Raw genomic sequence first — 22,988 nt, 5'->3', positions numbered from 1 at the left:
TTACGCCGACATCGATCGAGCCGCGTTTGCGACAAGGCCGGCATCGATTGGGGCTGACTTCTATCGGCGGGATGATCGAAATTCCACACGCGCAAAATAGAATCGATGGAAGCAGAAACGAAGCGCAACACTGGAGTGATTCAAGATGCGCAACGCTGGAACGATTCAAAACGACATGTTGGCGCGTCAGGCTTTCGACACAACGAATGCGAATGCGATGCGCGTCGTCTCTCGCAGAGAGTCTCGAACGCGGGAGCACGCGGCGATCATTCGATGATGTTGCATCCCGTCGACGTCATCGCGCGCCAAGGAGCGCACGAACGCGGTGAACCGTCATCTCCGCGCAAAGGCTTCGCCTTTGCGCGGGGATGACGGGGAGGGATCGGATGGATTGCACATCGCCTCCGCGCAAGATTGCTTTGCAATTTTGTCGCGAGCTACTCGAAATGATGGTGCGGCAAGCGGCGCAGCCTCTCAGCGTGCGAGGCGATGCATTCAGGCGCGCGGCAACAGCCGGATGCGCTGCGCGCTACTTCTGCTTGGGCAGGAGGCCCTTCAGCTTTTCCATGTCCTTGACGTTCATCTTCATGCCGCCGGGCATGATGATGTCGCCGGCCTTCTGGTCGCTCTTGCAGGCGCCGAGCCATTTCGCCTCGATGGTCATCGTGGTGTCGCGCGAGCCGGCCGCGCCGCCCTCGGCATGCGAGGTGCTCTTCACCGTGTAGGCGGAATTAAAATCGCCGACGATCTCGGCATGGCTCTGCATCGTCATGCCGGCGACGCTGCAGACGCTGTCGCTGACATAGCCGGTCGCGGTCTTCTGGATATCCTGCTTCGAGCAGACTTCCTTGGCCATCGGCGAGGCCGCCGCGCTCATCTCCTTGTCGGTGGTCTCGTCGGTGCAGTGCTGCATGGTGATTTCGGGCATCGGCCCGCCGGTGCGCACCATCTTCATCTCCCACAGACCGGCCTTGCGGATCGGCAGGTCGACGGCACTTGCGGCGCCAGCGGACAGGACAAGGCACACAGCCGAACCAAGCAAGGCAAGCTGTCGGGTCATGCGGTCGGCTCCCGGCTGAACGATCGAAATATCCGGTGCGCGCTCAGTAGAGCGTGCGCAGCGGCCTCTGGGCTGCGCCATAGGGCACCCAGCGACAGGCGAAAGAGATGTAGCCGCCCGGATAGTTCTGCATCGCAAGGAACTTAACCACCTTGCCGTAGGAGGCGCAGTGATCGACTGCGAGTTGCCGGGCGTCGCTCTGGGTCGCCAGCGTATAGGCGATGATACCGCCGGTATCATTGCCCTTGAACGGCGGTACCGGCTGCATCCAATCCGCCCGCGCCGGCACAACGGCCAGCATCCCGCAAACGGCAACCAAGCACGCGGCCAATTTCCTTCGCATCGCAGACTCCATTTCGCTTCGAGCCAACATAGAGTGCGCCGGCGACCGTGAAAAGAACGAGCCGGCTCCCCAAAGTGGACTTCTCCGCAGGTGTTGCCGCCCTGCACTTGACCTTGCCGGGGCTTCGCGGCACCGTCCGCGGCATCGGATAATCGGGTGGATTCCCATGCGCAACCTGTTCAACTCCCGCAATAAACTCGGCCGCAAGCTCGGCCTCGGCGCCGCACTCGTGGTCGGCCTGCTGGCTTTCGGGGGTACGGCCCAAGCCGCCAATCCGCTCGAAATGAACTTCTGGCTGTCCGGCCCGCGCTATGACGGCAATGTGGCCCCATGCGAGAAGGCCCTGACGGTCATCAGCACGCAATTCCAGGAAAAGGAAGCCACCTTCTGGAATTCGCCGCTCGTGATCACCGGCTTCAACGGGATTCACGAAACCGCCTTCCGCCCCTGGCAGTCCGACAATATCCCGCGCCGTTATTGCACGGGCGAGGCGATGCTGAGCGACGGCAAAGTGCGCAAGGTGCACTATTCGATCATCGAGGACGGCGGCTTTGCCAGCATCAATCAGGGCGTCGAATGGTGCGTCGCGGGGCTCGACCGCAACTGGACCTATAACCCGTCCTGCAAGGCCGCGCGGCCCTGATCTCCGACCAGATTGCTAAAGCAGGAGCCGCCGCCATTTGGACGGCGGCTTTTTGTTCTTGAAATGTTCTCGCGGCCTGCTAGGCTCTGGGCGGTCGAGTGAGGGAGCGTTTTGATGCCTCGGTTGGACACGATTTCCCGATTTTTGATTTCGGTTGCCATTATTCTGTGCGGTGCGGTCGGGGCGTCGGCCCAGGATCGCCGCCAGAATGCGCCCGGTGAGTTCGATTTCTATGTGCTGTCGCTGTCGTGGTCGCCCTCGTTCTGCGAGGCGGCGAGCGAGCGCGGCAACAACGGCCGCGGCACGCAGGCGCAATGCGGCGGACGGCCATATTCCTTCGTGGTGCACGGCCTGTGGCCGCAATATGAGCGGGGCTTTCCGGAATACTGCCAGCGGCCTTCGCCGCGACTCGCCCGCAGCATCATGAGCTCGATGCTCGACCTGATGCCGGCGCCCGGGCTGATCTACAACGAGTGGGACAAGCACGGCACCTGCTCCGGTCTCGGCGAGCGCGCCTATTTCGAAGCCATCCGCAAGGCCCGCGCCACGGTGAAGATCCCCGAGGAATTCCTGCAATTGTCGGAGCCGAAGACGGTCGCGCCCGACGAGCTGGAGACGGCATTCATCAAGGTCAATCCGGGCCTCAGCAACTCCGCGATCTCGGTGACCTGCGACAGCAAGCGGCTCAGCGAGGTGCGGATCTGCCTCAGCAAGGATCTGCAATTCCGCTCCTGCGAGGAAATCGACCGCCGCGCCTGCCGCCGCGATCAGGTGCTGATGCCGCCGGTTCGCGGCGGCTGAAACTCTGGGTCATGGCCGGCAGACCCGCGCTGCGCGTCGTCGCGCAGCATGTCCCGGCCACCTGCGCCATCGCGAAACAAGCAAGATAAGGCGCAGATGCCCGGGAGCCGGCTACGCCAAGGCTTCGCCGAGCTCGGACGTTACCCCCGCCGAAGCTTTAGCGAAGGCCGGGACAAGCCCGGGCATGACGAGTACAACATGCGCACCCTTTGGGAGCGCAGCACGATCATCACATGAACTACCGTCACGCCTTTCATGCCGGCAGCTTTGCCGACGTCATCAAGCACATCGTGCTGGTGCGCATGCTCACCTATCTGCAGGACAAGCCGGCGCCGTTCCGCGTCATCGACACCCATGCCGGCGCCGGTCTCTATGATTTGACGTCGAGCGAAGCGCAGCGCGGCGGCGAATGGCTCACCGGCATCGCGCGGCTGATGCAGGCGCGGCTCTCCGACCAGGCATTGCCGCTGATCGCGCCCTATCTCGACATCGTCAGAGCATTCAATCCGAAAGGCGAGCTGAAAGCCTATCCTGGTTCGCCGTTGATCGCGCGGGCGCTGCTGCGTCCGCAAGATCGCCTCACCGCCTGCGAGATCGAACCGACGGCGCGCAAACAACTGATCGACGCGCTGCGACGCGACGCGCAAGCGCGCGTCGTCGATCTCGACGGCTGGATGGCGCTGCCCGCATTCGTGCCGCCGAACGAACGGCGCGGCCTGGTGCTGATCGATCCGCCGTTCGAAGCGAAGGACGAGTTCGAGCGGCTGGCCAGTGCTTTCACGGAAGCGTACGCGAAGTGGCCGACCGGCTCGTATCTTTTGTGGTACCCCGTAAAAACCCGGAGAGCCACCGATGAGCTAACGCGCAGTGTGGCTGCTGCAGCAGCAAGCAGCCGGCCCGCCGGCAAATGCCTGCGATTGGAATTCAGTGTGGCACCGCAAGAAGCAGGCGCAGGCCTCGTTTCCACAGGGCTTTTGCTGGTGAATCCGCCGTGGACGCTGGCGAATGAGTTGAAGATCATCCTGCCCGAACTCGAGAAGCCGCTCGGTCAAGGCGGCGCGGGACGCTTCAGACTCGAGACGCCTAAACCATGATCGACAACCTCCTACTGAAAAGTTCAATTTTGAGCATAGGCAATTTGCGCGGAACCGTATTATGCTCATCCTGTTACGACTGGCTTTACGTTCCGCTTCCGCGAATGGTTGCGGCGGAGTGACAAGGCCGAAATAAATCCAGGCAGACCGGCGGCGTGACGCCGGCCTGTTCAGGTGGCCAAGCTTCCGACAAGCGAATGTCGGTCAACCGCTACGCGGCGTGCGCGTAGCGGTGGAGCAATACGGGGGAGGAGTTTCCCGATGGCCATGACTGGGACAGTCAAGTTCTTCAACGGAGAGCGTGGCTACGGCTTCATCAAGCCTGATGATGGCGGCCGCGATGTGTTCGTTCACATCACAGCTGTCGAGCGTGCAGGATTGAAGGACCTGACTGAAGGACAACGCATTACGTTCGAGGTTGAGCCCGACAAGAAGGGCAAGGGCCCGAAGGCGGTCAACCTGGTGGTCTCATGACGAGCGCTCGCGATGCGCGGCTCGGAATGAACACCGAATGAGGCGTTGCGTGTGAGTTGGCTGCCGAGCGCGTGGCTGGCGCTCGCTGGATGACCACCTGCATGATGCGGACGCGACCGGCGGAGCCGCATATCCCACACGTGCGGCCCACCGATTGGATTCGCGCACGCCGCGGCATGCATGTCGCATGCGCGACGTTGAGATCATCAACACAAAGAAAAACCCGGCCGCGCTAGGCGCGGCCGGGAGTTGATGGTCGACGTTTTCTTGTTCTCAGAAGTGATAGTTGATGCCGGCGCGAACCAGGCTGAAGCTGTAGCCGTTCGACACGCCACCGGTGATCGTGAAATTGCTGTTGGCAAGGTCGACGTAGAGATACTCGATCTTGGCGCTCCAGTGCGGGGCAAAGCCCATTTCGGCGCCGGCACCGACGGTGAAGCCCGCATTGGTGTGGCTCTCCGTGATGCCGAACGTCTCGCCGCGCAGTTCGCCGAAGGCGAGACCGCCGGTCGCGTAGAACAGCACGTTATTGACCGCATAGCCGGCGCGGCCGCGCACCGTGCCGAACCACGGGTTGGAGAACTTCCACGGCGCGAACCGGTCGTCGGCTGTGGTGCCCTGGATATCGGCCTCGATACCGAACACCCAGGGGGAGCCGTTCTGGAAGTTGTAGCCGGCCTGTACACCGCCGACGAAACCGGACGGCTTGGTCGGGTTGTTCTCCACCGAGCCCCAGCCATAGCCGACATTGCCGCCGAGATAGGGGCCGGCCCAGCTATAGGCATTGAGCGGCTGATAGACGGTATAGGGCGATCCGTAATTGAGGTCGGCCGACGCGGCCGAGGTCGTCCAGCCTGCAACGATCAGTGCCAGCGCACGCGCAACAAACCGGGTCATTGGTACTCTCCAGAACGCAACTGCCGCCGCCCGCCGGCGAGGGCCGGCGTGGTTACGGAATTCCACTTTTTTCGCTAAGGTTTATCGAGAGTTTTAAGTTAAAGGGCTGTTAAGCCCGGTTACCGGCCCGCTCATCAGTCTTAACAAGGTGTTACGCACCCCTTCCCGGCGCCCGTGCGGGGCCGGTAACCTCCTGCAATCGAGGTGCTTTTTGTAGGTGCCGTCAACGCTGGCGACCGCTCGCCCAAGCACTTAGTTTACGGCCCATGGTTCACGATTCTCCCGAGCGCCCGACGCCGGCCCCCAAGGTTGACTCCAAGGTTGACTCCAAGGCTGCCCCCAAACCACGGCGCGGTTCGAAGTCCGACCTGCCGCAGGACGATCTGACGCTCGATACAAGTGACGTCGATCCCGAAACCTCCGCCGCCGAGGAGGAGGACGAGGCGCGCCTGCCCGAGACTTCGGAGGACGCCGCCGAGGCGGTCGCCGAGGGCACGCTCTCGGTCGGGCATGCCGCGATCGAGAACGCGGTCCGCCTCGCCCCGACCTCGCCCGGCGTCTACCGCATGCTCAACGCCGCCAACGACGTGCTCTATGTCGGCAAGGCGAAGAACGTCAAAAAGCGGCTGTCGTCCTATGCGCGGGCCAACGCGCCGCTGCCGGCGCGGATCCTGCGCATGATCGCGGCGACCACGCAGGTCGAGATCGTCTCGACCATGACCGAGACCGAGGCGCTGCTGCTCGAAGCCAATCTGATCAAGCAGCTCCGTCCGCGCTTCAATGTGCAGCTGCGCGACGACAAGTCGTTTCCCTATATTCTGATCACCGGCGACCATTGGGCGCCGCAGATCCTCAAGCATCGCGGCGCGCAGTCGCGGCCCGGGCGCTATTTCGGCCCGTTCGCCAACGCAGGCGCAGTCAACCGCACCATCACGGCGCTGCAGCGCGCGTTTCTGATCCGCTCCTGCACCGACGGCTTCTTCGAAAGCCGCAGCCGGCCCTGCCTGCTCTATCAGATCAAGCGCTGCGCCGGTCCCTGCACGCGCGAGATCGACTTCCCCGGCTATAGCGAACTGGTGCGCGAGGCGACCGAATTCCTCTCCGGCCGCAGCCACGCCGTGAAGGAGCTGCTCGCGGCCGAGATGGAGAAGGCCTCCGGCGAGCTCGAGTTCGAAACCGCAGCGCTGTACCGCGACCGTCTCGCGGCGCTGTCGGCGATCCAGTCGCAGCAGGGCATCAATCCGCGCACGGTCGAAGAGGCCGATGTGTTCGCAATCCACCAGGAGGGCGGCTACTCCTGCGTCGAGGTGTTCTTCTTCCGCACCGGCCAGAACTGGGGCAACCGCGCCTATTTCCCGAAGGCCGAGAAGAGCTTCACGCCCGAGGAGGTGCTGTCCTCGTTCCTCGCGCAATTCTACGACGACAAGCCGCCGCCGAAGCTGATCCTGCTCTCGCACGAGATCGAGGAAAGCGCGTTGCTCGCCGACGCGCTGTCGGTCAAGGCCGGATCCAAGGTCGAGGTCACCGTGCCGAAGCGCGGCGAGAAGAAGGAGCTGATCGGCCACGCCCTCACCAACGCGCGCGAGGCGCTCGGCCGCAAGCTCGCCGATACCGCGACGCAAAGCCGGCTGCTGGAGGGCATGGTCTCGACGCTCGGCCTGCCGCACACACCCAAGCGGATCGAGGTCTACGACAACAGCCACATCCAGGGCACCAACGCGGTCGGCGCGATGATCGTGGCGGGACCCGACGGGTTCATGAAGAACCAGTACCGCAAGTTCAACATCAAGTCCGAAGGGCTGACGCCGGGCGACGATTACGGAATGATGCGCGAGGTGCTGGAACGCCGCTTCAAGCGGTTGCTGAAGCCGCCGGAGGGCGAGGCCGCAGCCAAGACGAAAGCGGATGACGATTCGTTCCCGCAATGGCCCGACCTCGTCATCATCGACGGCGGCCGCGGCCAGCTCAACGCGGTCCGGGAGATCTTCCAGAATCTCGGGCTGACCGAGGTCTCGCTGATGGCGGTGGCCAAGGGTCCGGAGCGCGATGCCGGGCGCGAAACCTTGTTCATGCCCGACCGCGAGGCCATCAAGCTGGAGCCCCGCGACCCGGTGCTGTATTTCATCCAGCGGCTGCGCGACGAGGCCCACCGCTTCGTGATCGGCTCGCACCGCAAGCTGCGCAAGAAGGACATCCGCGAGGCCGGACTGCAGGAGATCCCGGGCATCGGCCCGTCCCGCAAGCGTGCCTTGCTGCACCACTTCGGTACGCTCAAGGAGATCGAGCGGGCCTCGATCGCCGACCTCGGCAAGGTTCCCGGCGTCAGCGCCGAGAGCGCCCGCAAGATTTTCGAGTTTTTCCACGCCCAGCCGGGTTAAACCAAAGGCGAGTCATCAGGGCGTCGCCTGCGACAGGGCATCTAGGGCATGATGCGGAAAAGTGTGAGGCAGTTATCCGAAAAGATCATGCTTAAACAACGAGCTAAGGCGCTACGACGATGCAGCGCAATCTGGTCGCGCTTGACGCCTCCGCACGGTTGACCTTCTCGCTTCAGCGGTATTGGTAGAACGGATGAACATCGCCACGACCCGGGGACAGACCAAGACCATGTCCCTCCCGAATATCCTGACCTACGCCCGGATCGCCGCGATCCCGGTGGTGATCGGCTGCGTCTACTGGCAATCGATCCTGGACGGCCCGTTGTGGCTGCGCTGGGTGGCGCTGGCCGTGTTCATTGCGGCGGGAATCACCGACTATCTCGACGGCTATTATGCCCGGATCTGGGACCAGCAGTCCGCCTTCGGCCGGATGCTCGATCCGATCGCCGACAAACTCCTGGTCGCCTCCAGCCTCTTGATGCTGGCCGCCGACAATTCGATCCATGGCTGGACGCTGTGGGCGGCGATCGTGATCCTGTGCCGTGAGATCCTGGTCTCGGGCCTGCGCGAATATCTCGCAGGGCTCAGGGTCAGCGTTCCCGTGACCAAGCTGGCGAAATGGAAGACGACGATCCAGCTGGTGGCGATCGGCTTTCTGATTGCCGGCGAAGCGGGCGAGCAGGTCTTCCCTGCCACCACCTTGATCGGCATCGTGTTGCTCTGGATGTCGGCGATCTTCACGATCTACACCGGCTGGGATTATTTCCGGGCCGGCATCCATCACCTCATCAAGGAGGATGAGGGATGAAGCTGAAATATTTCGCATGGGTGCGTGAACGCGTCGGCAAGGCTGAAGAGATCGTCGAGCCGCCGGCTGAGGTGCGCACCGTCGGCGACCTGATCGGCTGGCTTGCGGCGCGCGACGATGCCTACGCCTATGCCTTCGAGAAGCCGACGGTGATCCGCGCCGCGATCGACCACGCCCATGTCAAATCGGACGCGGCGATCTCCGGCGCCCGTGAGATCGCGTTCTTTCCGCCAATGACCGGCGGCTAGGATAGCGTTTTCGAGCGAAGTGGGTACCGGTTCGCGTGAAGAAAACGCGTCAAGCAAAGAAGTCCACATGACCGTCGCAGCGACCATCCGTATCCAGCAGGCCGACTTCGACGTCGCGCAGGAGATCGCGGCCTTGAGCCGAGACCGCATCGATGTCGGCGCGGTCGTCAGCTTCAGCGGCATCTGCCGCGGCAGCGAACAGGGCGAGCCGATCGCGGCGCTGACGCTCGAACATTATCCTGAAATGGCGGAAGCAGAGATTGGACGCCACGCCGACGAGGCGCTGGCGCGCTGGCCGTTGCAGGGCCTCACCATCATCCATCGTTTCGGCCGCATCGCGCCGGGCGAGAACATCGTGCTGGTCGTGACCGCCTCGGCGCACCGGCAGGCCGCGTTCGAGGCCGCCGAGTTCCTGATGGACTATCTGAAGACCAACGCACCGTTCTGGAAGCGCGAGGAAAGCGCGCGCGGCGCGAGCTGGATCGAGGCGCAGGGCCATGACGACGCGGCCGCCGCGCGCTGGACCAAATCCTGATGGCCAAGCGCAGCAAAGTGTCGGCCAAACGCAGCCTCGCCGTGCCGAAAGCGCCGAAAGTCGGCGCCGGCGAGCTGCACACCCTGTTCGATTTCCTGCGCTATGCCATGAGCCGCTTCAACGCGGCCAAGCTCGTGTTCGCGCACGGCACCACCGATCCGGTGGCCGAGGCCGCGTTCCTGATCTGCGAAACGCTGCACCTGCATCCCGATCAGTTCGAGAACTTTGCCACCGCGCGCGTCACGATTGCCGAGGGCAAGCAGATCCTCGACCTGATCGAGCGCCGGATCGCGACGCGGAAGCCGGCCGCCTATCTCGTCAACAAGGTCTATATGCGCGGCCTGCCGTTCTATGTCGATGAGCGCACAATCGTGCCGCGCTCCTTCATCGGCGAATTGCTGGATTCGCATTTCGGCGGCGACGAGGACGGCACCTCGCTGCTCGGCGATCCCGAGGAGGTCGAACGCGTGCTCGACCTCTGCACCGGCTCCGGCTGCCTCGCGATCCTGGCCGCCCGGCATTTCCCCAACGCCGCAGTCGATGCCGTCGATATTTCAAAGGATGCGCTCGAGGTCGCCGCGCGCAACGTCGCCGACCACGGCCTCGACCATCGCCTGACGCTCCATCGCGGCGACCTGTTCAAGCCGCTCGGCGGCAGCAGATACGATCTCATCATCTCGAACCCGCCCTATGTCGACGCCGAAGGCATGGCGGCGTTGCCGCGCGAGTGCCGTGCCGAGCCGAAGATCGCGTTCGATGGCGGCGCCGACGGGCTCGACATCGTCCGCCGCCTGCTCGATGAGGCGAGGCAACATCTGACCCCGCAGGGCGGGCTGCTCTGCGAGATCGGCCGCGGCCGCGACAATCTCGAGGCCGCCTATCCGAACCTGCCGCTGCTCTGGCTCGACACCGAGGACTCCGAGGGCGAGGTGTTCTGGATCGCTGCCGCGGACCTCTGACCGGCGTGGCGCCGCCGGCTCCGGCGATTTACGGAGCCCGATCCGGGCGAAGCGAAAATCGTGTGCAGTTCCAGCCGGTTCCGAAGATCGCTGGCCCGTCGAATCAACAATGGTGCTAAGGTCGCGGTCCGGGGACGTTCGGACAGAGGGCGCGGGCGCGCGACATGATTCGCATTTCGACGATCTTCATCGCCATCTGCATGGTGCTGGTCGCAGCCTCGCTCGGCTTCGTGCTGTATTCGGTGGCGGGCATCAGCGGATCGGAATCGGCGATCGTGGCGCTCACCGCCCTCACCTGCCTGATCCTCTACAACGCGGTCTCGATGCGGCTGCGTGACCGCAGCGACGTCGGCGGCCAGATCGCGGATCTGTCGCGCGGCACCGCCGACCTTGCCCGCCAGGTCGCCGAATTCGGCCGCCGGCTGGCCGCGGTCGAAGGCCGCGTCGCCTCGGCCAACTCCACCGGCGCCGACCGGATGCAGGGCATGGCCGGCGAGATCAGCGAACTCGGCGGACTGGTGCGGCAGCTCGCGGCATCCGTCGCGCATCATGAGGATCTGCTGGCGGCGGCTCCGGCGATGCAGCCGGTCGCGTCCCCGCGTGACGATGTGCTGCAACGGGTTGCGACGGCGCCGACCGTCGTGGTTGCGCCTCCGCCGCCACCTGCGGCTCCGCCGGAGGTCTCGCGCAGCCAGACCCAGCTGATCGGCGCGATCAAGCAGGCCATCGACGAGAACCGCCTCGACATCTACCTGCAGCCGATGGTGACGCTGCCGCAGCGCAAGGTGCGCTACTACGAGGCGGTGACGCGGCTGCGCGACGAGCGCGACCAGGTTCTGGCCGCCGAGGATTTCATCGAGGCGGCCGAGGCCGGCGGCCTGATCGGCCGCATCGATCACATGGTGATGCTTCGCTGCGTCCACGTGCTGCGCCGCCTGATGATCCGCAGCAAGGATGTCGGCGTGTTCTGCAACGTCTCGGCGGCGACGCTGTCCAACCAGGCGCATTTCACCCAGTGTCTCGACTTCCTCGAGGCCAACCGCGCGCTGGCGCCGTCCTTCGTGCTCGAGTTCAAGCAGGCGACCTTCCGCAATCTCGGCGGGACCGAGAGCGAAAACCTCGCGGCGCTGGCACAGCGCGGCTACCGGTTCTCGATCGACCATGTCAGCGACCTTCGCCTCGAGCCGCGGGAGCTCGCCGATCGCGGCGTCCGCTTCATCAAGGTGCCGGCGGCGCTGCTGCTCGACGCCAGGCAGATCGCGAGCACCGATATCCATCCGTCCGATCTGTCCGACCTGCTCGGCCGCTACGGCATCGACCTGATCGCCGAACGGATCGAGGGCGAACGCTCGGTGGTCGATCTGCTCGACTACGATGTCCGGTTCGGCCAGGGGTTCCTGTTCGCGCCGCCGCGGCCGTTGCGGCCGGAGGGGGCATCTGCTACCGCCGAGGCTCCGCAGACCAACCCCCAGGATCTTAATGGCGCCAGCACTTCAGCCCCTGTCTCCAGCCCCGCAGCTCCGCCACGCGCAACCGGCAGCGCCGCGCTGGCGCGCCGCGCCCTCGGTCCAAATTAGCCGGCAATTTGCATCATGACCTCACTGCGTTTCGTGGAGCAGCTGGGCGACCTCGTCAGCGGCGTCGATGTGGTGCTGTCGGACATCTGGGGCGTCGTGCACAACGGGCTCGAGTCCTTTCCCGAGGCCTGCGAGGCACTGCACACCTTCCGCCAGCAGGGCGGCACGGTCATCCTGATCACCAACGCGCCGCGGCCGGCCGATTCCGTGCAGCGCCAGCTGCGCAAGCTCGGCGTCGCCGACGAGACCTATGATGCGATCGTCTCCTCGGGCGACCTGACGCGCCACTTCGTCGCCGATCATCCCGGCCAGAAGATCTTCTGGATCGGCCCGGAGCGCGACAGCTCGATCCACCGCGGCCTCGACGCCACGCTGGTACCGCTGGAGCAGGCCGACTACATCATCTGCACCGGCCTGTTCGACGACGAGACCGAGTCGGCCGAAGACTATCGCGACACGCTGCTGAAGGCGCTCGAGCGCAAGCTCACACTGGTGTGCGCCAATCCCGATATCGTGGTCGAGCGCGGCGACCGGCTGATCTATTGCGCCGGGGCGGTCGCCGAACTCTATCGCGAGCTCGGCGGCGAGGTGATCTTCTACGGCAAGCCGCACCGGCCGATCTATGAGCGCGCCATGGCTCTGGCCACCGAACGCCGCGGGCGTCCGACCGAGCTCAGCCGGGTGCTCGCGATCGGCGATTCCGTGCGCACCGATCTCACCGGCGCCCTTGGCTTCGGCATCGATCTGTTGTTCGTTACGCGCGGCATCCATTCCGAACAGTTCGAGGGCATCGAGCAGCTCGATGCGGCCTCGATCAAGGAATTGTTCGGCCATCCGCCCCGCGCGCTGATGCGCGAGCTGAAGTGGTAGCGGCAAGCGACGCTGTCCCTCGCCCCGTTCTTCACCGGGTCGAGACGAGCGAAGCTCGCTCTTGGAGGGTTGGGTGAGCGGCTGCCTCCCCAGGCGCCGGATGCCGAGAGACCTTACCCCCTCACCCGGATTGCATCTCTCGATGCAATCCGACCTCTCCCCGCAAGCGGGGCGAGGTGAAGGGGCGCGCCGCCAAAATATCGAAAACAACCCCATGCAAAGTAGCGCGTGGCGCGCGGGGTTCGACCAGTCGCCTTGACACGTCGGGCAACTCAGCGATACTCTTCTAATATTCCGAAATCGTGCAGCCGCCCTCCCCCTCGTGTTGCACAAGCGGGGCGGGTAAAGGGAAGCGTGATCAAATGCAAATGCCCGGGACATCTAGCGCGAAGACGCGCTTCTGCCCGGGCATGCGTGAATTTCAGCCGATGCGATCGATGTCGGGCGGTTATGCCGTCGCCATGTCCGGGAACACCGCCTCGATCTTGGTCTTCAGCGTGGCCGCATTGAACGGCTTGACGATGTAGTTGTTCACGCCGGCCTTCTTGGCCGCGATCACGTTCTCGGTCTTGGATTCCGCCGTGATCATGATGAAGGGCGTGGTCGCGAGGTTGGGATCGGCGCGGACTTCCTTGAGCAGGTCGTAGCCGGTCATCGGCTCCATGTTCCAGTCGGAAATCACCAGGCCATACTTCTTGCCGCGCATCTTGTTCAGCGCTGCGGAGCCGTCGGAGGCATCGTCGATATTTTCAAATCCAAGCTGCTTGAGAAGATTCCGGATGATGCGGATCATGGTGCTGTAATCATCAACCACCAGAACCGGCATGGACAAATCAACCGCCATCTTTCCCCCCAAAACACAAACGCAACTTGGCTTCTGCACAAACGCAGCTTTCCGCCAACGACTAACAGCAGCCGTTAAACAGCGCGTTAACCGGCTGAATCCGGATTGTTACGGATTTGACGCGATTTTCGTTAGCCTTGACTTCCACGCCGCCGCCGCGTCACGGTCCGGCCCGCACCAATCATGCTTAAGAATCCTTGAAGAATACCGCTCATGAGCACCGGCTTTACCGTTATCCGCGACAACACCCCCGCAAGCGCCATTCCGAAAGGCGCCGTGGTCGCGATGGGGAATTTCGATGGCGTCCATCTCGGTCACCGCGCCGTGATCGGCGCGGCGCTTGCGATGGGCAGAGCGCGCGGCGTGCCCGCGCTCGCCGTGACCTTCGAGCCGCATCCGCGCAGCTTCTTCAGCCCGAACACTCCGCAATTCCGTCTCACGGACGAGACCAACAAGCTGCGGCTGCTCGCGGCCACCGGCCTCGCGGGCGCCGTCGTCATGACGTTCGACAAGGCGCGCGCCGGTACCACGGCACAGGATTTCATTCACCATGACCTGATCGGCCGGCTCGGCATCAGCGGGATCGCGGTCGGCTACGACTTCCATTTCGGCAAGGGCCGGGTCGGCTCGCCGAGCCTGCTGGTCAGCGAAGCGCCGCGGCTCGGCATCGAGGTCGATGTGCAGGCCCATGTCGACATCGAGGAGCGCCCGGTCTCCTCCAGCGCGATCCGCATGGCGCTCGCCGAAGGCGAGATCGCGGATGCGACCACGATGCTGGGCGGACCGTGGTTCGTCACCGGCAAGGTGGTCCACGGCGAGAAGCGCGGCCGAGATCTCGGTTACCCCACCGCCAATATCCGCCTCGACAAGCATTGCGGCTTGAAGCACGGCATCTACGCGGTGCGGGTCGGCAAGGGCTCGCAACGGTTCGACGGTGTCGCAAGCTTCGGGCGCCGGCCGACCTTCGACAACGGCGCGCCGCTGCTCGAGGTGTTCCTGTTCGACTTCAAGGGCGATCTGTACGACGCGGTCCTTGATGTCGCATTCATCGGTTTCATTCGCGAAGAGCTGAAATTCGACACCATCGAGGCGTTGATACGCCAGATGGATGACGACAGCGCCAAGGCGCGCGCGGTGCTGGCCGCGGCGCCCGACGCGTTCCCGCAGCTCGGAGTGATTGGTTGAACCGGACTGAAAAGCAAAAAATGCTGGCGGGCGAGCTGTATCGCCCGGATGCAGAGCTCGCCGCCGAGCATACGGCGGCGGAACAATGGATGGCACGCTACAATGCGTCGGGCGCGTCGTCCGCGGCCGAGTTGCACGCGCTGCTCGGCGAGCGCTTCCGCAAGGTCGGCAGGGATGCCGTGATACGCCCGCCGTTCTTCTGCGATTACGGCAGCAATATCAGCCTCGGCGACGGCGTGTTCCTCAACTTCAATTGCGTCATCCTCGACGTCGTCGAGGTCGCGATCGGCGATCGGACCCAGATCGGACCCGCGGTGCAGATCTATACCGCCGACCACCCGCGCGATGCCGAAACCCGCCGCGCCGGGCTGGAATTCGGCCGCCCGATCCGGATCGGCAGCGACGTCTGGATCGGCGGGGGTGCCATCATTCTGCCCGGCATCACGATCGGCGACGGCGCCCTGGTCGGGGCCGGCAGCGTGGTCACACGGAACGTCGCCCCCGGCGCGATCGTGGCGGGAAATCCGGCCCGGGCACGGCCGGCCTGAACCGCGCCATGCGCGGCCCTGCGAGCCACCGGGGGCTTTGCGATTTCCCCGTCCGGCTGCTATGGAAACCCCATGTTTTCGCGGCGCATCATACGGATTAGCGGCCCGGCTTCCGCCTGAGCCTGAAGGCTCGGCGCAAGACCGGGACTTCGCCGTTTCACCCGCGATTGATCGCGTATCCGCGCCCGCACCTGCCAAATCAGAGCTTTCATGTCCGACAAGCCGCAAAAGACCGACGCCCAAAAGACTGACGTTAGGGACTATTCCAAGACCCTTTACCTGCCGCAGACGGATTTCCCGATGCGCGCCGGCCTGCCCCAGCGCGAGCCGGAAATCCTGAAATACTGGAACGACATCGGCCTCTACGACAAGCTCCGCCGGGAAGCCGAGGGCCGCGCCAAATTCGTGCTGCATGACGGCCCGCCCTACGCCAACGGCAACATCCATATCGGGCACGCGCTGAACAAGATCCTCAAGGACGTCGTGACCAAGAGCCAGCAGATGCTCGGCTTCGACTCCAACTACGTGCCGGGCTGGGACTGCCACGGCCTGCCGATCGAATGGAAGATCGAGGAGGAGAACTACCGCTCCAAGGGCAAGCAGAAGCCCGACTTCCGCGACTCGGCGGCGATGGTCGCGTTCCGCAAGGAATGCCGTGCCTATGCGACGCACTGGATCAACGTGCAGCGCGAGGAGTTCAAGCGGCTCGGCATCATCGGCGACTGGGACCATCCCTACCAGACGATGAGCTATCCGGCCGAGGCCCAGATCGCCCGCGAGCTGATGAAGTTCGCCGCCAACGGCACGCTCTATCGCGGCTCCAAGCCGGTGATGTGGAGCGTGGTCGAGAAGACCGCGCTGGCCGAAGCCGAGGTCGAATACGAGGACTACACCTCCGACATGGTGTGGGTGAAATTCCCGGTCACCTCGCCGGCGCATGGCGCGCTGGCCAATGCCTCGGTCGTGATCTGGACCACCACGCCGTGGACGCTGCCCGGCAACCGCGCCGTCTCGTTTTCGCCGAAGATCGCCTATGGCCTCTACAAGGTGACGGATGCGCCGGCGGACAATTGGGCCAAGACCGGCGATCTCCTGATCCTGGCCGACGCGCTTGCCGCCGAGGTGTTCAAGCAGGCCCGCGTCACGTCCTATGAGAAGGTCCGCGATATTCCCGGCGACACGCTGGACGCCGTGGAATGCGCCCATCCGCTGCGCGGCTTCGGTGGCGGCTACGAATTCATCGTGCCGCTGCTGGCCGGCGAGCATGTCACCGACGACACCGGCACCGGCTTCGTGCACACCGCGCCGAGCCACGGCCGCGAGGACTTCGACGTCTGGACGGCCAACACCCGCGAGCTCGATGCGCGCGGCATCCCGACGGCGATCCCGTATACGGTCGACGAGAACGGCGCCTACACCGCGCAGGCGCCGGGCTTCACCGGCAAACGCGTGCTCAACGACAAGGGCGAGAAGGGCGATGCCAACGAGGCCGTGATCAAGGCGCTGATCGAGGCCGGCAAGCTGCTCGCGCGCGGCCGCCTCAAGCACCAGTATCCGCACTCCTGGCGCTCCAAGAAGCCGGTGATCTTCCGCAACACGCCGCAATGGTTCATCGCGATGGACAAGCCCATCGCCGAGAACGGCCATGCCAGGAAGGGCGACACGCTGCGCGCCCGCGCGCTGCACGCGATCTCGGTCACGCAATGGGTGCCGCCGGCAGGCGAGAACCGCATCAACGGCATGATCGCCAACCGTCCCGACTGGGTGATCTCGCGGCAGCGCGCCTGGGGCGTGCCGATCGCCGTGTTCGTGACGGAGAACAGCGACGGCTCGGCCGAGATCCTGCAGGACGAGGTCGTCAACCAGCGCATCACCGAGGCGTTCATGGAGGAAGGCGCCGACGCCTGGTACATGGACGGCGCCCGCGAGCGCTTCCTTGGCAGCCGCGCGTCCGAGAACTGGAAGAAGGTCGACGACATCTGCGACGTCTGGTTCGATTCCGGCTCCACGCACGCCTTCGTGCTGGAAGACCGCCAGAACTTCCCGCAGCTCGGCAACATCGTCCGCAAGGTCGATGGCGGCAACGACACCGTGATGTATCTCGAAGGCAGCGACCAGCATCGCGGCTGGTTCCACTCGTCGCTGCTGGAAAGCGCCGGCACGCGCGGCCGCGCGCCTTATGACATCGTGCTGACCCACGGCTTCACGCTCGACGAGAACGGCCGCAAGATGTCGAAGTCGCTCGGCAACACCGTCGAGCCGCAGAAGGTGATCAAGGATTCCGGCGCGGACATCCTGCGCCTGTGGGTCTGCGCCACCGACTATGCCGACGACCAGCGCATCGGCCCGGAGATCCTCAAGAACACCATCGAGACCTACCGCAAGCTGCGCAACTCGATCCGCTGGATGCTCGGCACGCTGCATCATTTCAAGCCGAGCGAGAAGGTCGCCTTTGCCGAGATGCCCGAACTCGAGCGGCTGATGCTGCACGAGCTCGCCGGCCACACCGAGACCATCCGCAAGGCCTATGCCCACTTCGACTACAAGACCGTGGTCGCAAGCCTCGCGGCCTTCATGAACTCCGAGCTGTCGGCGTTCTACTTCGACATCCGAAAGGACACGCTGTATTGCGATCCGCCGTCCTCGGTGGCGCGCAAGGCGGCGCTGACCACGATCGATCTGCTCTGCGACGCGATCCTGAAATGGCTGGCGCCGATCCTCAGCTTCACCACCGACGAAGCCTGGCGGATGTATCGGCCGAACGCCGAGCCTTCGGTGCATCTGACGCTGTTTCCCGAAGGTCTCGAGCAGTTCCAAGACGACGCGCTTGCCGCGAAGTGGGAGATGGTCCGCAACGTCCGCCGCGTCGTCACCGGCGCGCTCGAACTCGAACGCGCCGCCAAGCGGATCGGCTCCTCGCTCGAGGCATCGCCGGTGATCTACGTCGCTGACAGGGAGATGCTGGCCACGCTGTTCGATATCGATCTCGCCGAAGTCTGCATCACCTCGAACTACGAGGTGCGCGAGGGCGAGGCGCCGGCGAACGCCTTCCGCCTCGACGCCGTGCCTGGCGTTGCCGTCGTGGTCGAGAAGGCGGTCGGCACCAAATGCGCCCGTTCGTGGAAGATCCTTCCGACGGTGGGCGAGGACGGCGAATATCCCGACGTCTCGCCGCGCGACGCGCAAGCGCTGCGCGAATGGAAGGCGCTGGAGGTCAGCATCTCCTAACTGTCCGTCGTCCCGGCGAAGGCCGGGACCCATAACCACTGCTGTCTCGAATGGACGAAGGTTGATGACCCCGAGTCATTCAAACGATACCCGACACGGCGTATGGGTCCCGGCCTTCGCCGGGACGACACCTTTGGTGGGCTGGCAATGAGCCCACCCGTGCGCGCCGGTGTGCTTGCGGCGGTCATCACCCTGATCGCCGACCAGGCCTCCAAGCTCTGGCTGCTCCACGTCCTCGACATCGTGCATCACGCCCCGGTGCGGGTAACGCCGTTCTTCGACCTGGTGCTCGCCTGGAATCCCGGGATCAGCTTCGGCTGGTTCCAGAGCGAGACCCCGGCGGCCCAGATCCTGCTGATGGTGATCAAGGCCGCGGCCGTGATCGCGCTGGCGATCTGGATGGCGCGGTCGCGGACCTGGCTCGCGACGGTGTCGCTCGGCCTGATCATCGGCGGTGCCATCGGGAACGGCATCGACCGCTTCGCCTATGGCGCGGTGGTCGATTTTGCCCTGCTTCATGCCGAGATCGGGGGAAAAACCTTCAATTGGTACATCTTCAACCTTGCCGACGTGGCCATCGTTGCTGGCGTGGCAGCCCTATTGTATGATTCCGTGGTGGGGACCCCCGCCGTAAAAGCGCCCTGATCCCGGCCGATACGAGCCGGTCAGCGGCCCACACCTGTATCAAGCGGAACTGTGCCTAAGCCAGTGATCGCTTTGGCGAATTTTGAGATGGGAATGGCGCAATGCGCAACACCAAAGCCCGCGGTTACCTGATCGAGACGTCCCGGCTGTCGCTGATGCGCGGCCTGCGCCTGGCGTTCGTCGCAGCCGGGATCGGCCTTGTCATGACGGCCGGCCCGGTGCGCGCCGGCGACGATGAAGATGACGGCGACGACGGCCTGACCTTCGAAGAGCGGATCGTCGACAATCTGATGACCGGGCTCGGCGCCAAGAGCGCGGCCAGCAAGGGCATCGACTACCGCGAGCGCTCGCCGCTGGTGGTGCCGCCGAAGCTGGATTTGCCCCCGCCGGCATCGACCGCCCAGGTCAACGCGCCGAACTGGCCGAAGGACCCTGATATTGCGGCGCGCAAGGCTGCGATCGCGGCGCGCAAGAAGGAAGTCAAGAAGGAGCCCTGGCAGTCGGCGGTAGCGTTGACGCCGGCCGAGATCGAGGCGGGCCGCAAGCAGCAGACCGCCACCGATGGGCGCAAGGAGCCGCTGGAGCCCGGCGTGAGCACCAATCCATCGCTGATGCCGAGCCAGCTCGGTTACAACGGCGGCCTGCTCGGCATGTTCAAGGGGAACAGCAGCGAGTCCAAACCGTTCAAGGGTGAGCCGACGCGCGAATCCCTGACCGAGCCGCCGCCGGGCTACCAGACGCCGTCCGGGGGCTATGCCTACGGCACCGGCCCGCAGGCGCCGAAGGCGAAAGAAGGCCAGTACGACGTCATGACCGGAAAACCGGTGCAGTGATCGCCTGGCCTGCGCGGGCGAAGGCTGACATGAGCAAAGCTTAATGCGGGGCGGCGGGTGTCTCTCCGCTTCGTGACCATCGGCACGGGAACGACCGCGTACGATGGCTTGCTTTCGCGCCCCGGCCGGTGTCCGGGCTTTCATAAGGACCATGATGCGCTCTCGCCGATCGATCGCCCTGTTCGCTGCCGCATTCGTTTCCACCATCCCGCTGCCGGGTGCCAGCCTCCGCGCCCAGACCACCGTCACCTCGGAACGCCCCGCCAGTTTCACGCTCGACAACGGCCTGCAGGTCGTGGTGATCCCCGACCACCGCACGCCCGTGGTCACGCAGATGATCTGGTACAAGGTCGGCTCGGCCGACGAGACGCCCGGCAAATCGGGCCTCGCGCATTTCCTCGAGCATCTGATGTTCAAGGGCACCGCCAAGCATCCGGCGGGCGAGTTCTCGCAGACCGTGCTGCGCGTCGGCGGCAATGAGAACGCCTTCACCTCGGTCGACTACACCGGCTACTTCCAGCGCGTGCCGCGCGAGCAGCTGCCCACCATGATGGAGTTCGAGGCCGACCGCATGACCGGCCTGATCCTCAAGGACGAGAACGTGCTGCCGGAGCGCGATGTCGTGCTGGAGGAGTTCAACATGCGGGTTGCCAACAACCCGGATGCAAGGCTGACCGAGCAGATCATGGCCGCGCTTTATCTCAACCATCCCTATGGCCGGCCGGTGATCGGCTGGCATCAGGAGATCGAGAAGCTCGACCGCGAGGATGCGCTCGCCTTCTACCGGCGCTTCTACGCGCCGAACAACGCCATCCTGGTCATCGCCGGCGACGTCGACGTCAAGGATATCCGCCCGCTGGTCGAGAAGAACTTCGGCCCGATCCCGGCGCAGCATGCGATCCCCGAGAAGCGGGTCAGGCCGCAGGAGCCGACACCGGCCGCGCCGCGCACCGTGACGCTGTCGGATCCGCGCGTCGAGCAGCCGAGCCTGCGCCGCTATTACCTGGTGCCGTCGGCGACGACGGCGGCAGCGGGCGAGAGCCAGGCGCTCGATGTGCTCGCGCAGTTGATGGGCGGCGGCGCCAATTCCTATCTCTATCGCTCGCTGGTGATCGACAAGGGCCTCGCGATCTCCGCCGGCGCCGGCTACCAGGGCACCTCGCTCGATCCGTCGCAATTCTCGATCTCGGTGACGCCGAAACCCGGCGTCGAGTTCGCGCAGATCGAGGACGCGATCGACAAGGTGATCGCCGACCTCGCGCAGAACCCGGCGCGCGCCGAGGATCTCGAACGGGTCAAGACCCAGCTCATCGCGGAGGCGATCTACGCCCAGGATAACCAGGCGACACTGGCACGCTGGTATGGCGGCGCGCTGACCACCGGGCTCAGCATCGAGGATATCCGCAGCTGGCCGGATCGCATTCGCGCCGTCACTGCCGAGCAGGTGCGCACTGCTGCCGCCAGCTGGCTCGACAAGAAGCGGTCGGTGACCGGCTATCTGATCAAGGACACTGCGCCGAAACGCGAGGAGAAGCGCTCGTGATCTATTCCCTCACCCGTCGTGCGGCGCTGATCGGCGGCGCCTGCGCCGCGCTGTTGACGCTGACGTCGGCGCCCTCGCAGGCCGCGGCCAAGATCCAGCGGCTGGTGTCGCCGGGCGGCATCGAGGCGTGGTTCGTGCAGGACGCGACCGTGCCGTTGATCGCAATGGAATATTCCTTCAGCGGCGGCGCCAGCCAGGATCCGCCCGGCAAGCCCGGCGTCGGCAATCTGGTCGCCGACCTGCTCGACGAGGGTTCCGGCGATCTCGATTCCAAGACCTATCACGAGCGGCTCGAGCGCCGCGCCATCGAGCTCAGTTTCCAGTCGAACCGCGATCAGTTCCGCGGCTCGCTGCGCATGCTCAAGGACAACAAGGACGAAGCCTACGACCTGTTGCGGATGGCGCTGACCTCGCCGCACTTCGAGCCGAAGGACGTCGAACGGATCCGCGCCCAGGTGATCGCCAATCTGCGCCGCGAATCGACCAATCCGTCCTCGCTCGCCGGCCGCAAGTTCCTCGAGCTCGCATTCGGCGATCATCCCTATGCCAGGACGGCCACCGGCACGCTCGACAGCGTGCCGACCATCCAGATCCCGGATCTCAAGGACTATACCCGCCGCATCATCGCCAAGGATACGCTGCGCGTTGCCGTGGTCGGCGACGTCGATCCCGATACGCTCGGCAAGCTACTGGACAAGACCTTTGGTGGCCTGCCGGCGAAAGCCGAATTGACGCCCGTCCCCGACGTCGTGGCGACCAGGCCGCCGCAGCGCGCCTTCGTCCCGCTCGACGTGCCGCAGACCGTCGTCACCTTCGGCGGCCCCGGCATTGCCAGGCATGACCCGGACTTCATGGCGACCTATGTGGTGAACCACATTCTCGGCGGCGGCGGATTGTCGTCGCGGCTCTACAAGGAAGTGCGCGAGAAGCGCGGGCTGGCCTACTCGATCTATGAAGCGCTGGTCTGGATGGATCACTCCGCGCTGTTCATCGGCAATACCGGCACCCGCGCCGACCGCGCCGGCGAGACCGTCGATGCGATCGAAGCGGAAGTGCGCCGCATCGCCGAGGAAGGTCCGACGCAGAAGGAGCTCGACGAGGCGAAGTCCTACCTGAAGGGCTCGCAGATGCTGGCGCTCGACACCTCCTCCAAGCTCGCGCAGGCGATGCTGCAATACCAGCTCGACAAGCTGCCGATCGATTACATCGAGAAGCGCAACGCCATCGTCGACGCGGTGACGCTCGACGATGCCAAGCGGGTCGCCAAAAAGCTCTGGGGCAACGGCCTACTCACCGCAATCGTCGGCCGCGCCCCGCAAGCCGCGGCGCAGCCGGTGTCGGCGCCGCCGAAGGCGAACTGACGTTTCGGCGGGCCACCTTCCCTCTCCAACCCCGAGAGCGAGCTTCGCTCGCCTCGGACCCCCGCAAGGGGGGAGAAGGGGGAGCCGCGCACTCGGACGCCGACGTAACAACCA

The 22,988-nt window shown here is 64.8% G+C and carries 23 protein-coding genes; 19 read left to right on the top strand and 4 right to left on the bottom strand.

The window, feature by feature from the left end:
* Positions 1–105 precede the first annotated feature (105 nt).
* The gene (locus tag Q2M23_RS10855; RefSeq protein ID WP_316395526.1) at positions 106–372 is read left to right on the top strand and encodes a hypothetical protein; all 267 of its coding nucleotides are present in this window, start codon (positions 106–108) and stop codon (positions 370–372) included.
* A 157-nt stretch (positions 373–529) separates the two neighbouring features.
* On the opposite strand, the gene Q2M23_RS10850 is transcribed toward Q2M23_RS10855, so the two are convergent.
* A complete protein-coding gene (locus Q2M23_RS10850; protein ID WP_018269802.1) occupies positions 530–1,060 on the bottom strand; it encodes a DUF3617 domain-containing protein in 531 nt (176 codons plus the stop codon).
* A gap of 43 nt (positions 1,061–1,103) precedes the next feature.
* Complete coding sequence (locus tag Q2M23_RS10845; protein ID WP_028341043.1) at positions 1,104–1,403, bottom strand: hypothetical protein; 300 nt, start codon at positions 1,401–1,403, stop codon at positions 1,104–1,106.
* Between the two features lie 166 nt (positions 1,404–1,569).
* On the opposite strand from Q2M23_RS10845, the gene Q2M23_RS10840 reads away from it, so the two are divergent.
* The 4 genes from Q2M23_RS10840 to Q2M23_RS10825 all read left to right on the top strand — a co-directional run bounded on the left by Q2M23_RS10840 (position 1,570) and on the right by Q2M23_RS10825 (position 4,415).
* On the top strand, positions 1,570–2,046 hold the full coding sequence (locus Q2M23_RS10840) for a hypothetical protein (RefSeq protein WP_057016620.1): 477 nt from the start codon (positions 1,570–1,572) through the stop codon (positions 2,044–2,046).
* A 114-nt stretch (positions 2,047–2,160) separates the two neighbouring features.
* A complete protein-coding gene (locus Q2M23_RS10835; protein WP_057016621.1) occupies positions 2,161–2,847 on the top strand; it encodes a ribonuclease T2 family protein in 687 nt (228 codons plus the stop codon).
* Between the two features lie 233 nt (positions 2,848–3,080).
* A complete protein-coding gene (locus Q2M23_RS10830; RefSeq protein ID WP_057016622.1) occupies positions 3,081–3,941 on the top strand; it encodes a 23S rRNA (adenine(2030)-N(6))-methyltransferase RlmJ in 861 nt (286 codons plus the stop codon).
* Between the two features lie 261 nt (positions 3,942–4,202).
* A complete protein-coding gene (locus Q2M23_RS10825) occupies positions 4,203–4,415 on the top strand; it encodes a cold-shock protein (protein ID WP_016844477.1) in 213 nt (70 codons plus the stop codon).
* Positions 4,416–4,688: 273 nt separating this feature from the next.
* Here the strand turns inward: Q2M23_RS10825 and Q2M23_RS10820 are convergent, their stop codons facing one another.
* The gene (locus Q2M23_RS10820; RefSeq protein WP_016844476.1) at positions 4,689–5,312 is read right to left on the bottom strand and encodes an outer membrane protein; all 624 of its coding nucleotides are present in this window, start codon (positions 5,310–5,312) and stop codon (positions 4,689–4,691) included.
* Between the two features lie 266 nt (positions 5,313–5,578).
* On the opposite strand from Q2M23_RS10820, the gene uvrC reads away from it, so the two are divergent.
* From uvrC to Q2M23_RS10785, 7 genes are all read left to right on the top strand, one after another.
* Positions 5,579–7,690, top strand: coding sequence for an excinuclease ABC subunit UvrC (uvrC, locus tag Q2M23_RS10815; RefSeq protein ID WP_057016623.1), 2,112 nt, complete (start codon positions 5,579–5,581; stop codon positions 7,688–7,690).
* Between the two features lie 193 nt (positions 7,691–7,883).
* Positions 7,884–8,498 carry a CDP-diacylglycerol--glycerol-3-phosphate 3-phosphatidyltransferase gene (gene pgsA / locus Q2M23_RS10810; RefSeq protein ID WP_057016624.1) on the top strand — a complete coding sequence of 205 codons (615 nt, stop codon included), beginning with the start codon at positions 7,884–7,886 and terminating at the stop codon, positions 8,496–8,498.
* Positions 8,495–8,746, top strand: coding sequence for a molybdopterin converting factor subunit 1 (moaD, locus tag Q2M23_RS10805; protein ID WP_028333074.1), 252 nt, complete (start codon positions 8,495–8,497; stop codon positions 8,744–8,746). The genes pgsA and moaD overlap by 4 nt, the downstream gene beginning before the upstream one ends.
* Before the next feature lie 67 nt (positions 8,747–8,813).
* A complete protein-coding gene (locus Q2M23_RS10800; RefSeq protein WP_316395524.1) occupies positions 8,814–9,281 on the top strand; it encodes a molybdenum cofactor biosynthesis protein MoaE in 468 nt (155 codons plus the stop codon).
* Positions 9,281–10,240: a 50S ribosomal protein L3 N(5)-glutamine methyltransferase gene (gene prmB / locus Q2M23_RS10795; protein WP_316395523.1), complete on the top strand. Its 960-nt coding sequence runs from the start codon at positions 9,281–9,283 to the stop codon at positions 10,238–10,240. Before Q2M23_RS10800 ends, prmB begins: the two co-directional genes overlap by 1 nt.
* A gap of 164 nt (positions 10,241–10,404) precedes the next feature.
* Entirely contained in the window at positions 10,405–11,817 is a 1,413-nt protein-coding gene (locus tag Q2M23_RS10790; protein ID WP_316395522.1) for an EAL domain-containing protein, read from the top strand.
* 15 nt (positions 11,818–11,832) lie between these two features.
* On the top strand, positions 11,833–12,687 hold the full coding sequence (locus tag Q2M23_RS10785) for a TIGR01459 family HAD-type hydrolase (RefSeq protein ID WP_316395521.1): 855 nt from the start codon (positions 11,833–11,835) through the stop codon (positions 12,685–12,687).
* Positions 12,688–13,135: 448 nt separating this feature from the next.
* Here the strand turns inward: Q2M23_RS10785 and Q2M23_RS10780 are convergent, their stop codons facing one another.
* The gene (locus Q2M23_RS10780; protein ID WP_016844467.1) at positions 13,136–13,531 is read right to left on the bottom strand and encodes a response regulator; all 396 of its coding nucleotides are present in this window, start codon (positions 13,529–13,531) and stop codon (positions 13,136–13,138) included.
* Between the two features lie 213 nt (positions 13,532–13,744).
* On the opposite strand from Q2M23_RS10780, the gene Q2M23_RS10775 reads away from it, so the two are divergent.
* The 7 genes from Q2M23_RS10775 to Q2M23_RS10745 all read left to right on the top strand — a co-directional run bounded on the left by Q2M23_RS10775 (position 13,745) and on the right by Q2M23_RS10745 (position 22,874).
* Positions 13,745–14,716 carry a bifunctional riboflavin kinase/FAD synthetase gene (locus Q2M23_RS10775; RefSeq protein WP_076825550.1) on the top strand — a complete coding sequence of 324 codons (972 nt, stop codon included), beginning with the start codon at positions 13,745–13,747 and terminating at the stop codon, positions 14,714–14,716.
* On the top strand, positions 14,713–15,264 hold the full coding sequence (locus tag Q2M23_RS10770) for a sugar O-acetyltransferase (protein ID WP_168856566.1): 552 nt from the start codon (positions 14,713–14,715) through the stop codon (positions 15,262–15,264). The genes Q2M23_RS10775 and Q2M23_RS10770 overlap by 4 nt, the downstream gene beginning before the upstream one ends.
* A 210-nt stretch (positions 15,265–15,474) precedes the next feature.
* Positions 15,475–18,492 (top strand): isoleucine--tRNA ligase, encoded by a 3,018-nt coding sequence (gene ileS, locus Q2M23_RS10765; RefSeq protein WP_316395520.1) that lies wholly within the window; start codon positions 15,475–15,477, stop codon positions 18,490–18,492.
* A 147-nt stretch (positions 18,493–18,639) separates the two neighbouring features.
* On the top strand, positions 18,640–19,137 hold the full coding sequence (lspA, locus tag Q2M23_RS10760; RefSeq protein WP_168856564.1) for a signal peptidase II: 498 nt from the start codon (positions 18,640–18,642) through the stop codon (positions 19,135–19,137).
* A gap of 101 nt (positions 19,138–19,238) precedes the next feature.
* Entirely contained in the window at positions 19,239–19,970 is a 732-nt protein-coding gene (locus tag Q2M23_RS10755; RefSeq protein WP_076825555.1) for a hypothetical protein, read from the top strand.
* A gap of 151 nt (positions 19,971–20,121) precedes the next feature.
* Positions 20,122–21,513 (top strand): M16 family metallopeptidase, encoded by a 1,392-nt coding sequence (locus Q2M23_RS10750; RefSeq protein WP_194295318.1) that lies wholly within the window; start codon positions 20,122–20,124, stop codon positions 21,511–21,513.
* A complete protein-coding gene (locus Q2M23_RS10745) occupies positions 21,510–22,874 on the top strand; it encodes a M16 family metallopeptidase (RefSeq protein WP_410469709.1) in 1,365 nt (454 codons plus the stop codon). Before Q2M23_RS10750 ends, Q2M23_RS10745 begins: the two co-directional genes overlap by 4 nt.
* Positions 22,875–22,988 lie beyond the last annotated feature (114 nt).

It is taken from the genome of Bradyrhizobium sp. 33ap4 (assembly GCF_032654765.1).
GTDB classification, from domain to species: Bacteria; Pseudomonadota; Alphaproteobacteria; order Rhizobiales; family Xanthobacteraceae; genus Bradyrhizobium; species Bradyrhizobium australafricanum.
Note: the sequence above shows the minus strand (reverse complement) of the source record. Positions and strands in the feature narration are given on the sequence as shown.

Coding starts and splice junctions, on each gene's coding strand:
- moaD (WP_028333074.1), top strand. CDS start 8,495: ATGAAGCTGAAATATTTCGCATGGGTGCGTGAACGCGTCGGCAAGGCT.
- Q2M23_RS10850 (WP_018269802.1), bottom strand. CDS start 1,060: ATGACCCGACAGCTTGCCTTGCTTGGTTCGGCTGTGTGCCTTGTCCTG.
- Q2M23_RS10785 (WP_316395521.1), top strand. CDS start 11,833: ATGACCTCACTGCGTTTCGTGGAGCAGCTGGGCGACCTCGTCAGCGGC.
- Q2M23_RS10820 (WP_016844476.1), bottom strand. CDS start 5,312: ATGACCCGGTTTGTTGCGCGTGCGCTGGCACTGATCGTTGCAGGCTGG.
- Q2M23_RS10825 (WP_016844477.1), top strand. CDS start 4,203: ATGGCCATGACTGGGACAGTCAAGTTCTTCAACGGAGAGCGTGGCTAC.
- Q2M23_RS10835 (WP_057016621.1), top strand. CDS start 2,161: ATGCCTCGGTTGGACACGATTTCCCGATTTTTGATTTCGGTTGCCATT.
- Q2M23_RS10755 (WP_076825555.1), top strand. CDS start 19,239: ATGCGCAACACCAAAGCCCGCGGTTACCTGATCGAGACGTCCCGGCTG.
- Q2M23_RS10790 (WP_316395522.1), top strand. CDS start 10,405: ATGATTCGCATTTCGACGATCTTCATCGCCATCTGCATGGTGCTGGTC.
- Q2M23_RS10830 (WP_057016622.1), top strand. CDS start 3,081: ATGAACTACCGTCACGCCTTTCATGCCGGCAGCTTTGCCGACGTCATC.
- ileS (WP_316395520.1), top strand. CDS start 15,475: ATGTCCGACAAGCCGCAAAAGACCGACGCCCAAAAGACTGACGTTAGG.
- uvrC (WP_057016623.1), top strand. CDS start 5,579: ATGGTTCACGATTCTCCCGAGCGCCCGACGCCGGCCCCCAAGGTTGAC.
- lspA (WP_168856564.1), top strand. CDS start 18,640: ATGAGCCCACCCGTGCGCGCCGGTGTGCTTGCGGCGGTCATCACCCTG.
- Q2M23_RS10780 (WP_016844467.1), bottom strand. CDS start 13,531: ATGGCGGTTGATTTGTCCATGCCGGTTCTGGTGGTTGATGATTACAGC.
- Q2M23_RS10845 (WP_028341043.1), bottom strand. CDS start 1,403: ATGCGAAGGAAATTGGCCGCGTGCTTGGTTGCCGTTTGCGGGATGCTG.
- Q2M23_RS10800 (WP_316395524.1), top strand. CDS start 8,814: ATGACCGTCGCAGCGACCATCCGTATCCAGCAGGCCGACTTCGACGTC.
- prmB (WP_316395523.1), top strand. CDS start 9,281: ATGGCCAAGCGCAGCAAAGTGTCGGCCAAACGCAGCCTCGCCGTGCCG.
- Q2M23_RS10840 (WP_057016620.1), top strand. CDS start 1,570: ATGCGCAACCTGTTCAACTCCCGCAATAAACTCGGCCGCAAGCTCGGC.
- Q2M23_RS10855 (WP_316395526.1), top strand. CDS start 106: ATGGAAGCAGAAACGAAGCGCAACACTGGAGTGATTCAAGATGCGCAA.
- Q2M23_RS10750 (WP_194295318.1), top strand. CDS start 20,122: ATGATGCGCTCTCGCCGATCGATCGCCCTGTTCGCTGCCGCATTCGTT.
- Q2M23_RS10775 (WP_076825550.1), top strand. CDS start 13,745: ATGAGCACCGGCTTTACCGTTATCCGCGACAACACCCCCGCAAGCGCC.
- pgsA (WP_057016624.1), top strand. CDS start 7,884: ATGAACATCGCCACGACCCGGGGACAGACCAAGACCATGTCCCTCCCG.